The 14,337-nt window shown below is 65.2% G+C and carries 12 protein-coding genes; 7 read left to right on the top strand and 5 right to left on the bottom strand.

Annotation, left to right across the window (positions count from 1 at the left end):
* Positions 1–384: 384 nt before the first annotated feature.
* On the bottom strand, positions 385–1,359 hold the full coding sequence (locus tag OLX02_RS12680; protein WP_264423380.1) for an AraC family transcriptional regulator ligand-binding domain-containing protein: 975 nt from the start codon (positions 1,357–1,359) through the stop codon (positions 385–387).
* Positions 1,360–1,488: 129 nt separating this feature from the next.
* Between OLX02_RS12680 and OLX02_RS12675 the strand changes: the two genes are divergently transcribed.
* From OLX02_RS12675 to OLX02_RS12665, 3 genes are read left to right on the top strand one after another with little or no spacing between them, the layout of a single operon-like run.
* Positions 1,489–3,117: an AMP-binding protein gene (locus OLX02_RS12675; RefSeq protein ID WP_264423378.1), complete on the top strand. Its 1,629-nt coding sequence runs from the start codon at positions 1,489–1,491 to the stop codon at positions 3,115–3,117.
* Positions 3,114–4,010, top strand: a complete 897-nt coding sequence (locus OLX02_RS12670) for an alpha/beta hydrolase (protein ID WP_264423377.1) — start codon at positions 3,114–3,116, stop codon at positions 4,008–4,010. Before OLX02_RS12675 ends, OLX02_RS12670 begins: the two co-directional genes overlap by 4 nt.
* A 28-nt stretch (positions 4,011–4,038) precedes the next feature.
* Positions 4,039–5,853: a flavin-containing monooxygenase gene (locus OLX02_RS12665; RefSeq protein ID WP_264423376.1), complete on the top strand. Its 1,815-nt coding sequence runs from the start codon at positions 4,039–4,041 to the stop codon at positions 5,851–5,853.
* A gap of 52 nt (positions 5,854–5,905) precedes the next feature.
* Here the strand turns inward: OLX02_RS12665 and OLX02_RS12660 are convergent, their stop codons facing one another.
* Entirely contained in the window at positions 5,906–6,112 is a 207-nt protein-coding gene (locus tag OLX02_RS12660; protein ID WP_264423374.1) for a hypothetical protein, read from the bottom strand.
* Between the two features lie 237 nt (positions 6,113–6,349).
* Between OLX02_RS12660 and OLX02_RS12655 the strand changes: the two genes are divergently transcribed.
* Positions 6,350–7,228 (top strand): alpha/beta fold hydrolase, encoded by an 879-nt coding sequence (locus OLX02_RS12655; RefSeq protein ID WP_264423373.1) that lies wholly within the window; start codon positions 6,350–6,352, stop codon positions 7,226–7,228.
* A gap of 45 nt (positions 7,229–7,273) precedes the next feature.
* A complete protein-coding gene (locus OLX02_RS12650) occupies positions 7,274–8,056 on the top strand; it encodes an enoyl-CoA hydratase-related protein (RefSeq protein WP_264423371.1) in 783 nt (260 codons plus the stop codon).
* Positions 8,057–8,104: 48 nt separating this feature from the next.
* On the opposite strand, the gene OLX02_RS12645 is transcribed toward OLX02_RS12650, so the two are convergent.
* Positions 8,105–9,256: an acyl-CoA dehydrogenase family protein gene (locus OLX02_RS12645; protein ID WP_264423586.1), complete on the bottom strand. Its 1,152-nt coding sequence runs from the start codon at positions 9,254–9,256 to the stop codon at positions 8,105–8,107.
* Between the two features lie 129 nt (positions 9,257–9,385).
* On the opposite strand from OLX02_RS12645, the gene OLX02_RS12640 reads away from it, so the two are divergent.
* Entirely contained in the window at positions 9,386–10,561 is a 1,176-nt protein-coding gene (locus tag OLX02_RS12640) for an acetyl-CoA C-acetyltransferase (RefSeq protein WP_264423370.1), read from the top strand.
* Positions 10,562–10,585: 24 nt separating this feature from the next.
* Here OLX02_RS12640 and OLX02_RS12635 read toward each other — a convergent pair whose 3' ends face one another.
* Both OLX02_RS12635 and OLX02_RS12630 read right to left on the bottom strand, forming a co-directional pair.
* Positions 10,586–12,091 (bottom strand): acyl-CoA synthetase, encoded by a 1,506-nt coding sequence (locus tag OLX02_RS12635; protein ID WP_264423368.1) that lies wholly within the window; start codon positions 12,089–12,091, stop codon positions 10,586–10,588.
* A 14-nt stretch (positions 12,092–12,105) separates the two neighbouring features.
* Positions 12,106–12,912 (bottom strand): enoyl-CoA hydratase/isomerase family protein, encoded by an 807-nt coding sequence (locus OLX02_RS12630; protein ID WP_264423366.1) that lies wholly within the window; start codon positions 12,910–12,912, stop codon positions 12,106–12,108.
* 66 nt (positions 12,913–12,978) lie between these two features.
* Here OLX02_RS12630 and OLX02_RS12625 point away from each other — a divergent pair, with 66 nt between their 5' ends.
* Positions 12,979–14,334: a phosphotransferase family protein gene (locus OLX02_RS12625; protein ID WP_264423365.1), complete on the top strand. Its 1,356-nt coding sequence runs from the start codon at positions 12,979–12,981 to the stop codon at positions 14,332–14,334.
* The last annotated feature ends 3 nt before the right edge of the window (positions 14,335–14,337 follow it).

Below are 14,337 nucleotides of genomic sequence, written 5' to 3'. Positions count from 1 at the left end.
ATTTTCGGAAAGCCTGAGCTTCCTTGCGCTTGTTCCCTTGATGGCCCGGGCAATCGGACCAAGGGTTAAATCATATGACTTAACAGGTGTGGTTCGTAGTGCCTTGTATTGGTCATTGTCAACTAGTGTGGCGATCCGGGCTTCCAAAAGGTTCGTGCGGTGGACGTTACACCCTGACATTATCGAGCGATGTCATGGTGTTGATGGGGAAATGGGAGAGTTATGGCGAACCTCGCCTCTGGCGGCGGGGTGGGGAAGGGGGGCGGTCATGGGCCGCCCTCGCAAGCCGGAAAATCCGTTCCGGCATTTTCATTCGCCCATCGATGCGATCAACGCGCGGGGGCTACGACACGGTGCAACCTGCCACCTGATGATCGACTACAGTCAACCGCGCAGCCGGATTCCCATTTTTGAACTGAGGAAGCGGCTGGCCGCAGAGGTTTCGCTGTATCCCAGGCGGAACGCGAGTTCGGACAGGTTGGGATTGGCGTCGCTGTTCACATAGTCCTGGACGATCCGCTTGCGAACCCGCTCGACGATGCGGTTGTAGCTCTGCCCCTGCACGGAAAGGCGGCGCTGCAACGTCCGCAGGTTCATGTTCAGCGCTGCCGCCACTTGTTCCAGCGCGATGTCCCCGGAAGAAAGATTGGTAGAAACGATGCGCTCTATCTGATGCACCAGACCTTCCGGCCATTGCGATGACGATGACGCCAGGTGACGTTCGAGATAGGCCAGCATGTGCGCGTTGCCCGCACCGGTTTCGCGGGTGAGGTCGGACTTGCTGACCACCAGGGCATTGCGCTCGGCGCCAAACTCGACCGGGCAGCGGAACAGGTCGTGATGCTGTCGCAAGGACCTGGGGGCCGGGTGCTGGAACTCCATTTTCACAGGCGTCCAGCTTTGGCCCAGAATGAGCCGGCCGACCAGCATGGACAGCGCGAGCGTGGCCTCTACGAACTGCGACGCACCGAAGCGTGCCTCGACCAGCACGACGGAACTGAGATAGACCTCGTCGCCGAAATCGTCGGATCGCGTCGCCAGGGCGCCGCTTTCAAGATGCATATACTGGTGGTTGACCCGGATCGCTTCCTTGAACGTCGGGCAATGATCCCACAGCAGGCTCAAGGGGCCATAGCCGCGCAGGTTGCCCCAGGCGGCAAAAGCGATGCCGAGGTCGGACCTGCCGGAAACCGCCGAGCTTACCTGCAGCAGGTCGACGATGCCGTGCGCCGGAACCCGCTCCGATTGCGCTGCCGCCGCGACGATCGCATTCAGTTGCGGGTCGAGAATGCTCTGCAGCGGTAGGCCAATCGCCTCGGAAAATCGCACGAACTGCCGGACGGCACCGGCATCGGCCATTGTCTGCATATCCGGACACCTGTCGTAAATTGATAATCCATTGTCGTCTTTTGCAAAGAAGGTGGCCGTCAATCGGCTACAACCGTCTTCAGCGCAAGGCTCGATGAAGCTGCTGCGATGGAGAAGAGGATGGCGACTGAGACCGGTGCGCCCGGGATGCTGGCGTTGTCAGTTGGCGACACCACTGTTCCGTTGATTGAACATGACATCGGCGAGGCGGTTGCGCGCGCCGCCCGGCTCTGGCCGGCCGAAGAGGCGCTTGTCTCGCGCCATGAAGGCATCCGGCTGACTTTCGGCGAGCTTGACCGGCAGGTGAGTGAACTGGCCGCGGGTCTGCGCAAGCTCGGGCTCAATCGCGGCGACCGTGTTGCCGTCTGGGCGCCCACGTGTGCTGCGTGGACACTGCTGCAATTTGCAACCGCGCGTGCCGGCCTGGTGTTCGTGACATTCAACACGGCCTATCGCCGCGTTGAGCTGGAGCACGTCCTGGATCTCTCGGGTGCACGGGCCATCGTCATGGCGCCGGGTTTCAAGGACATCGACTATGCCGCCGAACTGGCGGGCATCCCCGCGCCCGGCCTCGAATTTCGTGTCTGGCTCGGCGACACTCCGCCCCCGGGGTATCTGCCGTTCACCGACATTCCGTCATCGGACCTCACGTGGCTGGACGGCGTCGCAGCCGATGCCCGTGAACCAGTCAACGTCCAGTTCACCAGCGGCACCACCGGGCGCCCGAAGGGCGTGACGCTCAGCCACCGCAACATCCTCAACAACGGCGCGGACGTCGGTCGCAGGGCCGGCGTGGGAGCGGGGGACCGGGTCTGCATCCCTGTCCCGCTGTACCATTGCTTCGGGATGGTGATGGCCAATCTCGCCTGCATCGCAAGCGGTGCGGCCATGATCTATCCGGCGCCCGGATTTGACGCCGATGCCAGCCTTGCGGCGATCGAGGTTGAACGCTGCACCCATTGCTATGGCGTGCCGACGATGTTCATCGCCATGCTTTCGGCGCTGGACCGGCAGGACCGTGATCTCGGCTCGCTGCGCGGCGGGATCATGGCGGGAACGACGTGTCCCGTAGAAGTGATGCGACGCGTCATGGACCGGATGCACATGGCCGAAGTGACCATCGCTTACGGCATGACGGAAACCAGCCCGGTCAGCACCCAGACGTCACTCGACGACCCCGTCAGGGTCCGCGTGGAAACGGTCGGCAAGGTCATGCCCCACATCGAAATCAAGATCGTGGACGAGTTGGGGCAGACGGTCGACCGCGGGACGCAAGGCGAACTGTGCACCCGAGGCTATTCCGTGATGGCCGGCTACTGGAATGATCCCGACGCGACCGCCCTGGCCGTGGACCGGGATGGTTTCATGCACTCGGGCGATCTCGCCGTCATGGACGAGGATGGCTACGTCCGTATCACCGGCAGGGCAAAGGACATGATCATCCGCGGCGGCGAAAACATCTCGCCCCGGGAAATCGAGGAATACCTCTACCGCCATGCCGAGATCGTCGATGTCGCGGTTATCGGCGTGCCGGACCAGCAATTTGGCGAGATCGTCTGCGCCTGGGTTGTGACGGCAGCGGGATCCCGCCTCGATGCGGACCAGATCCGGGCGTTCTGCCGTGGGCAGCTCGCGCACTACAAGGTTCCGGCAATCGTCCGGCTGGTCGATCAGCTGCCCATGACAGCCTCCGGGAAAGTCCAAAAATTCATGATGCGGCAGGCGATGGCTGCCGGGGAGGTTCTGTGAGCAAGGTAAACATCGATCCCGAAATGGCGGGTCTGGCCGAAGCACTTTCCGCACCGGGCCTGCCTTCGATCACCAACAGCACGCCGGACGTCATGCGGGCCGTGCTTTCGCAACTCTCGCCGGCTGGCGGTCCCGAAATGCACAGCGTGGTCGATGACCGCATCGCAGGCGTTCCCGTTCGCGACTATCGTCCCGATGCGGCACCGCGCGCGACCATCCTGTTCGTCCATGGCGGCGGGTGGGTCGCCGGTTCGGTTGCAGACTACGACAGTTTCGCGCGTACCCTGGCGGCGCGGACCGGATGCCGCGTCGTGTCGGTCGATTACCGCCTCGCCCCCGAACACCCATTTCCGGCCGCAGTCGACGACGTGTGCGCCGTCTACCGGAACTTGAAGCCGGACGGCCCACTCTTTGTCGGCGGCGACAGCGCTGGGGGCAATCTGTCGGCGGTGCTGGCCCAGGTGGACCGCGATAGCGGTGCCGGGCGTCTCGCCGGCCAGATCCTGATCTATCCCTCGGTCGCGGGTGACACCGAAACCGAGGCGATGCGCGCCTTCCGCCCGCCGTTCATGCGCCTGGAAGACATCCGTGCCTTCTATGACCTCTACGTCCCCGACCATCGGCAGCGCGCCGACCCGCGCTTCGCACCGGCGCGCGGCGTTCTGGAAGGGCTTGCCCCCGCATTGGTCATCACGGCCGGTGCCGACCTGCTGGCAGCGGAGGCTGAAGACTACGCCCATGCGCTTGCCGAGTCCGGATGCGATGTCGCCACGCACCGCCAGGATGGCGCGCTTCACGCCTACCTGACGCTGGCCCCTGCATCATCTGCGGCCGATGCCACGCTCGACCAGATTGCGCGGTTCATCGACCGGCATTCGTCCCAATCCCGATAACCATCGAAATCCAGGAGCAAACGGAACCATGGCTACCGAAGCACCAGGCAGAGACGATCTCGCCGCAGCCTACGGCGTGAACCTCGAAGAACTGCGCGCGAAATACGCGCTGGAGCGCCAGAAGCGTCTGAACCCGCGCAAGAACGAGCAGTTCATCGAGGTGACGGGCGACTTCAGCCACTACATCGATGACCCTTACATCGAAGCCCCGATGGTTCGGGAGCCGGTTGTGGAAGAGGCCGACGCCGTCATCATCGGCGGCGGGTTCGGCGGGCTGCTGGCGGCATCGAAGCTGCGCAAGGCGGGCATCGACAACTTCAGGATCATCGAGAAGGCAGGCGATTTCGGAGGCACCTGGTACTGGAACCGCTACCCCGGTGCCCAGTGCGATATCGAAGCCTACATCTACATGCCGCTGCTGGAAGAGACGGGCTACATACCCACCGAAAAGTACGCCCACGCCGCCGAATTGTTCGAGCACGCCAAGCGTATCGGCAAGACTTTCGATCTCTACCCGGCCACCCTGTTCCAGACGCAGATTACCGAACTGCGATGGGATGAAGCCGCCGATCGATGGACGGTGACGACGGACCGTGGCGACCAGATCCGCGCCCGCTACGTGCTCAGCGCCAGCGGCCCCCTCAATCGCCCAAGACTGCCGGGCATTCCCGGTATCGCCAGCTTCAAGGGGCACACCTTCCACACCAGCCGCTGGGACTACGGCTACACGGGCGGGCACAGCCGTGGCGAGATGACGGGACTGGCGGACAAGCGCGTCGCCGTGATCGGCACTGGCGCGACCGCCATCCAGTGCGTGCCTTACGTCGCTCGGGACGCCAAGCACCTCTACGTCGTGCAGCGTACTCCTTCGACCGTCGATATTCGTGGAAACAGGCCCACCGACCCGCAGTGGGTCAAATCGCTGAAGCCCGGCTGGCAGCGCGAACGGATGGACAATTTCATCGCCACGCTGAACGGGGTCAACCCGGGCGCGGACCTGGTGGATGACGGTTGGACCCACCTGTTCCACGATACCGTAACGTCGCTACGGCAACCCGACGGATCGGCGGTCGCTCCCGATAAGCTCGGGCAGGTCATGGAGATTGCGGACTTCCGCAAGGGGAACGACATTCGCGAGCGCATCGCCCGGACGGTCAAGGACGAGAATACCGCGTCCGGCCTCAAGCCGTGGTACGGTATGTTCTGCAAGCGCCCGACGTTCAACGACGAATATCTGGATGCCTTCAACCGTCCCAATGTCAGCCTGATCGATACGCAGGGACGCGGGCCGGACAGGATCACCGAAACCGGCATCGTGTTTGACGGTGTCGAATATCCCGTCGATTGCATCATCTTTGCGACCGGTTTCGAGACCGGCACGGCCTATGCCCGGCGTGCCGCTTTCGAAATCTACGGATCCAACGGTCAGTCGCTGACAGAGAAGTTCGCGACCGGCACCCGGACCCTCTATGGCCTGGCGACCCATGGTTTCCCGAATTTCTTCATGCTGGCGCTCGGGCAGAATGGCTTCAAGCCCAACATCACCGACACGCTGGACGAGCAGGCCGAGCACATCGTGCAGGTCATCGCTGCGGCAACGACGGCGGGGAAGACCCGTGTCGAAGTGACGGATCAGGCGGAACGCGAATGGGTCGCCGAGATCCGTGAACTGGCCCGTGCCGGGCGGCCCTATCTGGAAACGTGTACCCCTGGCTATTACACGGGCGAAGGGGACATCGACAAAGGCCTGCTGGTCGACACCTACGCGCCCGGTCCGATCGAATTCACCAAGGTTCTGAATGCCTGGCGCGAAAACCGCAGGCCTGGTCTGGAATTTTCCTGATCCTGGAAAGCGACGACCGCCAGATTTGCGCCTGGCGGTCGTTGCAAGTGCATCAGTCCTTGGCGTTGAGCGTGATCCACACATCGACCGGAGTGACGACCTTGCCCGGCGCCGGCCTGCCAATGTCGATGCGTTCGGCGGTGACAAGTTCTCCGGTGGCGAGATTGAAGCTGGCCCAAGGCTTCGGCATCCGGCCGAAGGTCATCTTCTGGATGGGGCGTCCCGTGACGGTGTTCATGATCGTTGCGATGATTGCCATCCGGCGCGGGTAGCGATGCCAGGGCCGCCCTGTCCATCCGGTGGCTGTGGATAGCGGCGCTTGCCCCGGCGCCTTGCGGCCATGTGGGCGTCGAATATCGTGCCGTGACGCCGGGGTTTCCGGATCAATCTGCTGCCCCATGCGACGCGCGAGGCCGTGGCACTGTCTTGCAAGAGTACTGCGGGGTTCCCTGTTGCCATTGACGTTGCGTGCATCCGCAGGAATAGCCGCCGCACAATGACGGGTTACCTGCACGATTGGTTGGAACAGCGTTGGTCCGAGCGGCCAAGGCAGTTTGCGGTCCAGGTTGAAGGAGCGGCAATAGCCTGCCGGGGATGGAACCTGGCGGCGGACCTTCCCGGGCTCGTGCTGGTTCATGGCTATCGGGCCCACGCGGCGTGGTGGGACCATATCGGCCCCGCGCTCGCCAGCCAGTACCGCGTCGTAGCGCTCTCGCTTTCGGGCATGGGGGAAAGCGATCGGCGGGAAGGCTACAGCCGCGCCCAGTTCGCGCGGGAGATCATGGCTGTCGCCGATGCTTGTGCCATGGACCCGGTCACCATCGTCGCGCACAGCTTCGGCTCCATCCCGGCGCTGATGGCCGCCAAGGCATGTTCCGAGCAGGTGTCCCGGCTAGTGATCATCGATGCCGGTCTGCCGATCCGCGGTCAGCCCTTGCATCAAATCGCCGCCGAGCCGCGCCGGGATTATGCAACGCGCGAGGAAGCCGTCGGCCGGTTCCGTCTCATCGGCGAAGGACCGGCTCCGGTTCGTGAGGTCAGGGAGTATATTGCCCGCCATTCGGTGCGGGAGGAGGAGGGCCGCTGGACCTGGGCGTTCGACCATCTCCTGCCGCATTCGCTGAACGCCGACGCGGCCTTTGTCGACGATCTCGGCGGCATCGATGTCCCGCTGGATGTCGTGGTCGGCGAACTGACCACCATCATGACGCCGCCGCGTGTGGCCGAGGCCCAGCGGATCGCGCGGCGCTGCGGCAAGCCGGTCGTGATCCCCGGCTCGGGGCACCATGTTCCGATCGAGCAGCCCTTGGCCCTGCTTGCGGCCCTGCGTGGTCTGCTGGCCAACCCGCGCAGAAGAGTTGCCTGTGATATATAACCAGGTAATATATCTTGGTTCAAAATTTGACCGGGGTATGCACCGATGGGCTACGAAAAGATTCTCTATTCCCTCCATGACGGGGTGGCGCGGATTTCCCTGAACGATCCGGCGACGCTCAACGCATCGAACGAGGTCATGAACGCAGAGCTGCTGGACGCGCTCGACCGCGCCAGCACAGAGGCAAGGGCCATTGTCCTCACCAGCGAGGGCCGCGCGTTCTGCTCGGGCGCCAACCTGGCCAATGCGGCCAAGGTGCTCGATGATCCGCGCCGCGATGTCGGGGTGGGCCTTGATCGCACGCTGGGGCCATCGGTCGTGCTGATGAAGACGATGGATATCCCTGTCGTTTCCGCAGTGCGCGGCGCGGCGGCCGGGGTCGGTTGCGGCCTTGCCCTGTCGGCAGACATCATCGTGTGCGGGGAAGGGGGCTACTTCTTCTTCGCCTTCCGCCATGTCGGCCTTGTTCCCGATGGCGGGTGTTCGTGGCTGCTGGTCAACGCCATCGGACGCGTCCGCGCAATGGACGTGATGCTGCGCGGCAAGAAGGTCACCGGTCCGCAGGCGCTCGAATGGGGGCTGGTGACGGAGGTGGTTCCCGACGACGAGGTCGAGGCCCGCGCCATGGCCATCGCCCGCGAACTGGCCCAGGGCCCGCGCGCGCTGGGCTTCATCAAGAAGCAGACCTGGCAGGCCTTCGACAGCAGCTTCGAAACCGCACTCAGCACCGAGCGCGTGTTCCAGCGCCAGGCGTGCCGCAGCGATGATTTCGCCGAAGGCGTCCGCGCCTTCCAGGAGAAGCGCAAACCGGTCTTTACCGGCCGGTGAAACGGCGGGGTCCGTGCGCCGGTGTGGCGCGCGGCCCCCGCCCGTGGTTCAGCGCGCCGCGAACTCGCGCATCATCTGCTTGGCGATGACCAGTTGCTGGATCTGCGTGGTTCCTTCGTAGATGCGATAGATCCGCGCATCGCGGTAAAAGCGTTCGGCGTCGTATTCGGCAAGGTAGCCGGCCCCACCGTGAATCTGCACCACGCGATCGACCACCCGACCGCACATCTCGCTGGCGAACATCTTGTAGGCCGATGCCTCCAGCGAAATCCGGCCGCCCAGATCGGCGCGGCGACAGGCATCGAGCATCATGCACTCGGCGGCGTAGATGTCCGCCCGGCTGTCCGCCAGCATGGCCTGGATCAGCTGGAACTCGACGATCGGCGTGCCGAAGGCCTTCCGCTCGTGCGCATAGCGCAGCCCTGCCTCCAGAGCGCGTTCGGCGGCGCCCAGCGCAGCCGCGCCGACGGACAGCCGCCCAGAATCCAGTGCCTGCATCGCGGCAGTGAAGCCTTTGCCTTCCTCGCCGCCCAACAGGTTCGCCATCGGCACGCGCACGTCCTCAAGGATGACGTCGGCGATCTGCCCGCCTTTCTGGCCCATCTTGGCATCCGCGCTGCCAATGGAAACGCCGGGCGTCTTCATGTCGAGCAGGAACGCGCTCACGTGCTGGTTGCGCGGCAGGTTTTCAGGGTTCGTGCGCGCCATGATCAGCCCGATCGACGCAAACGGGGCGTTGGTGATGTAGCGCTTGGTGCCGTTGAGCACATAGGCATCGCCATCGCGCACCGCCCGCATCTTCAGCCCTGCGGCGTCCGACCCGCTGTCCGGTTCGGTCAGGCCGAAGCAGGCGATCTCGCCTTGGGCCGAGCGCGTCAGCCAGGCCGCCTTCTGCTCGTCCGTGCCTCCGCGCTTGAGCGCGCTGGTGAACATCCCGGTGTTGATCGACAGGATCGAGCGATAGGCCGGCGCGGCCTTGGCCAGTTCGCGGATGGTGCGGATATACTGGCTGACCGTCATGTCGGCGCCGCCGAACTCGGCCGGCGTGGTCAGGGCGAACAGGCCCATGTCGCGCATCTCGCGCAGGATGTCGTCGGGCACGCGGTCCAGCCGGAACAGCTCGGGTTCGGCGGGGATCAGGCGTTCTGCGATATAGCGGCGCAACTGGTCGAGAAAGGCATCGAAGGTCTCCTCGTCCATGGCGGGGGCGGATGTCTGGCTGGTCACGGTCACCTCTGCTTGATATATATAACCTAGTTATATAAGTAGGCCGCCATGGTCAATCATGGAGCAGCGCCGCCAAGGCGCCTGCAGGCAGGAGTTCAAGGCATGGCCGAAGCATATATCGTGGCAGCAACCCGCACCGCCGGCGGCCGTCGCAATGGGCGGTTGCGGGACTGGTATCCGGCCGATCTTGGCGGCCGGGTGCTCGATGCGCTGGTCGAACGGTCGGGCATCGATCCGTTGGCGATCGACGATGTCATCATGGGCTGCGTCAGCCAGGCGGGGCAGCAGGCCCAGCAGATCGGGCGCGGCTGCGTGCTGGCGTCGAGCCTGCCCGTCACCGTGCCCGGCGTCACCATCGACCGCCAGTGCGGCTCCTCGCAGCAGGCGGTGCACTTTGCCGCTCAGGCGGTGATGTCGGGCGCGCAGGATGTGGTCATTGCCGCCGGGATCGAAAGCATGACGCGCGTGCCGATGGGCACGCCGCGCGCCGGCGCCGCTGCGGTGGGCGTGGGCCGCGATCCGTGGTCGCCCAAGATCCAGGCCCGCTTCGGCGTGACCGACTTCAGCCAGTTCCGCGGCGCGCAGATGATCGCCGACAAGTACGGCTTCACCCGCGCCGATCTCGACGCCTTCGCTCTCGAATCCCATCGCCGCGCAGCCGCCGCTACGCAGAGCAGGGCCTTTGCCGACGAAATCCTCGTGGTCGATGGGGCGGACGCCGATGGCGTCCTGGTCCCGCACGATCAGGATGAGGGCATCCGCTATGATGCCACGCTGGAAAGCATCGGCGCGGTGAAGCTGCTGGCCGAAGGCGGCTCCTTGTCCGCCGCCACCGCCAGCCAGATCTGCGACGGCGCATCGGGCGTGCTCATCGTGAACGAGCGCGTGCTCAAGGAATACGGTTTCACCCCGCTGGCCCGGATTCACGCGATGACCGTCACCGCGGGCGATCCGGTGGTCATGCTGGAAGAACCGATCCCGGCCACCCGCCGCGCGCTCGATCGTGCCGGCATGAAGCTGTCGGATATCGATCTCTATGAAGTGAACGAAGCCTTCGCCTCGGTCCCTCTGGCATGGACCAGGGCGCTCGATGCCGATCCGGAGTGCCTCAATGTAAACGGCGGCGCCATTGCGCTCGGCCATCCGCTGGGCGCTTCGGGCACCAAGCTGATGACCACGCTGATCCATGCGCTGCGCGCGCGGGGCAAGCGCTACGGCTTGCAGACGATGTGCGAAGGGGGCGGTATCGCCAACGTCACCATCGTCGAGGCGCTCTGACCGCGCCTCGACGATGCACGCCGGTCACGCCGGGAGCCAGTAGCGCTCCCGGATGATCCGCTTGTAGAGCTTGCCGTTCTCCTGCCGGGGCAGGGCCGGATCGAAATCGACCGAGCGGGGGCATTTGATGGGGCTGAGCTGTTCGCGGCAGAACGTGAGCAGCTCGGCCGCAAATTCCGGCGTCGCATCGGCCGGATCGAGCGGCTGGACCACGGCCTTCACTTCTTCCCCGAATTCAGGGTGCGGCACCCCGATCACGGCGGCATCGGCCACACGGGGATGGGTGATGAGCAGGTTCTCCACCTCCTGCGGGTAGATGTTCACGCCGCCGGAAATGATCATGTAGCTTTTGCGGTCGGTCAGGAACAGGTATCCGTCCTCGTCGACATGGCCGATGTCGCCCAGCGCCGACCAGTTCGGATGCTTGGGATTGCGGCTGTCGCGTGTCTTGTCCTCGTCGCCAAGGTACTGGAAATTCCAGCCGCCTTCGAAATAGATCAGCCCGGTCTCGCCCGGCGCCAGCTCGTCGCCCGCGTCATTGCAGACGTGCAGCGTGCCCCATGTCGCGCGTCCGACCGAGCCGGGCTTGCGCAGCCATTCCTCCGAGGTGATCCCGGTGGACCCGTTCCCCTCCGATCCGCCGTAGTATTCGTACAGGATCGGACCCAGCCATGCGATCATGGCATGCTTGACCGGGACGGGGCAGGGCGCCGCTGCGTGGATCACCAACCGCAGTGAAGACAGGTCATGGGCAAGGCGCACGGCTTCGGGCAGCTTGAGCAGGCGCGAGAACATCGTCGGCACCATCTGCACAATCGTCACCTTGTGGCGTTCGATGGCCGCCAGCGCGCCTTCCGGCTCGAACTTGGGCATCTGCACCACTGTCGCGCCCAACCGGTGGCAGCTCGTCGTGTAGGCCAGGGGAGCCGTGTGGTAGAGCGGTGCGGGCGAGAGGTAGACATCGCCGGGACCAAGCCCGTAACGGCCTTCTAGCAGCGCGGCGATCTGGTGGGGATCGGTCACTCCGCCGTCGGGCAGCGGCAGCCGCACCCCCTTGGGCTTGCCCGTGGTCCCGCTCGAATAGACCATGTGGAAGCCCGGCGATTCATCCGCGATCGGCGTGGCCGGCTGCCGGTCCAGTTCCTGCGACCATGCCTCGCGGCTGAACACGGCCAGTTCGCCATGCGGCGCCAGCGCAGCGAAGCCGGGCAGTTCCGGTGCCGCGACAAGGACTTTCGCCTGCGAATTGCGCAGGATGTAGTCGGCTTCGCCCCCGGTCAGCGTGGTGGCGATCGGGGTGACATAGGCGCCGCAGCGCTGCGCCGCCCAGTACACCTCGAACAGCTCGGCGCAGTTCGGCAGCCAGAACGCCACCGTGTCGCCGCGCCCCACGCCCAGCCCGCGCAGCAGGTGCGCGCCGCGGTTGGCGCGCTCCTCCAGTTCGGCATAGGTCAGCCCGCGCGACCCATCGGTCATCACCAGTGCAGGCTTGTCGGGACGGACGCGGGCGTGAAGGCGGGGGTGGGACATCGTGCCTTCCCGTTTCAGCGCAGCGTGAACTTCTTGGCCTTGTCGGCCATCAGCGCGGCACGGTCGACCTGCGGGATGCCCACCGGATTGCCGATCTGCGGGTACTTCAGGGCGTTGGCCAGTGCCACCGAGCGCGGCATGTCGAGGCTCGTCCAGATCGCCTTGACCGATCCCTGGATCGCTGCCGGCGGCTTGGCCGCGATCTGCAGCGCCAGCGCGTGTGCCCGATCCCACAGCTGGTCGAGCGGCACCACTTCGCTGACAAGGCCGATCGACTTCGCATAGTCGGCGCTCAACCGCTCGTCGTTGCCCAGCAGGACCATGCGCAGAACATCCTGCAACGGCATGCGATAGGTCATGCCGATCGGCTCCAGCGCGCTCGTCATGCCATATGTCACGTGCGGGTCGAAGAACGTCGCATCCTCGGACGCGATGATGATGTCGGCCTCGTTCAGCCAGTAGAACGCGCCGCCGGCCGCCATGCCGTGCACCGCGCAGATCATCGGCTTCCAGCATTTCTGAGACTTGGGGCCAAGCTGGTCGCCCGGATCGAAGCAATGCCAGATGTTGTCGAGGTCCACCGCGGGGCGCTCGTCACCCTGGCCGGTCGCCCCCTTCACATCCACGCCGGTGCAGAATGCCCGGCCCGGAGCGGCGCGCAGCACGCTCACATGGATGTCGTCGTTCCACGAGACTTCGTGCCAGACGTGTTCGAACTCATCCATCATCCGGCGATTGAAGCTGTTCATCGCTTCGGGCCGGTTGATGGTGATGGTGGCGACGTGGTCGGTCACGTCGAAAAGGATCGTTTCGTACTGCACGCTTGACTCTCCCGAGGGCAGTGTGTTCCATTGGTGTCTAACGAAGTTATATAAGTGGGGATGTTGATGGCAAGCGTTATCCCGCCTGCGCTGAAGGAACAGGTAGAACAGCGCACCGGGTATGTCATCGCGGCAGAGCGGCCGCGCGGCGGAGGAGGGGCATCGCGGCAGGGCGCCGAAGTGGTCCTTCAGTCACCCGACGGGGCGGAGCGGACCTGCTACCTTGCGTGGGATGCACGCGCGGGCGATCCGGCGCGGCTTGCCTTTTTCGAGCGCGAGACGGCGGTGCTGGGAGCGCTGTCGGGACCGTTGGCGAGCGGCGGCGTGCGCGTCGCGCCGCTGGTCGCGGCGTTTCCCTCGCACCTTGCCCTGCTCAGCGAATTCGTCACCGGGCAGGACCGGTTCGCGCAGGCGACCGACCCGGCCGCGCTGGCAGCCGATTTCGTCGCGCAGCTCGCCGCCTTGCACCGGATCGATGCGGCCGATCCCGCGCTGGCTCCGCTGGGCGATGCGCAAGAGCCGCCATCGCAGCGCATCGCGGCCAATATCGCCCAGTGGCGGCAAGACAATCTGGCCGGCGCGGCGGACCCGCTGCTGCAACTGGCGCTGGTCTGGCTCGCGGCCAATATCCCGCCCGATCGCGGCCCTCCCGTGCTGCTCCACGGCGATGCCGGGCCGGGCAATTTCCTGTTTGTCGATAACCGCGTGGAAGCGCTGGTCGATTGGGAATTGAGCCACCTTGGCGATCCGATGGAGGATCTGGCACAGATCTGGGTGCGCAGCCTGATCCAGCCGTTCGTGCCGATCGCCGACGTGTTCCGCGCCTACGAGGCGGCGGGCGGTGTGCCCGTTGACCTGCCGCGCGTGCGCTTCCACCGCCTCTATTTCCAGCTGTCGTTCTCCGTCGCGTCGGCAGGACAGGTGGCGCGGGGCGGGGTGACGGGCACCGCGCTGTTGTTCGGCACGATGCACCGGCGCGTGATGGCCCGCTCGCTTGGCGAATTGGCGGGGATTGCGCTGAAGGCGCCCGCGCTGCCCGATTGCCCGGTCGATCCGATCGACCGCACGTTCGAGATCGCGCTGGCCGACCTGCGCGACGAGATCGTGCCCGCCGCCGGCAACCAGCGCGCCGCCGCCAAGGCCAAGGAGCTGGCGCGGCTGGTCAAGTTCTGGCGGATGCGGCTCAGCCACGGTGCCGTCTACGATGCTGCCGAAGTGGCAGACATCCGTGCGCTGTTGCCCGCTGCGCCGTCGGACCTCCCTGGCGCGCGCCGCGCACTGGCGGCGGCGATAGACGCCGGCTCCGTCGATTTCTCGGCGGCACTGCAGGTCTGCCACGCCCGCACCGTGCGCGAAACAGCAATCATGGCCGATGCCATGGGCGCGCTTTCCACGACCTGGTACGAACCGCTTGCCATTTGAGGA

The sequence above is a fragment of the Novosphingobium sp. KCTC 2891 genome (genome assembly GCF_025938155.1).
Lineage (GTDB): Bacteria > Pseudomonadota > Alphaproteobacteria > Sphingomonadales > Sphingomonadaceae > Novosphingobium.
This window is presented reverse-complemented; position numbering and strand designations above follow the sequence as displayed.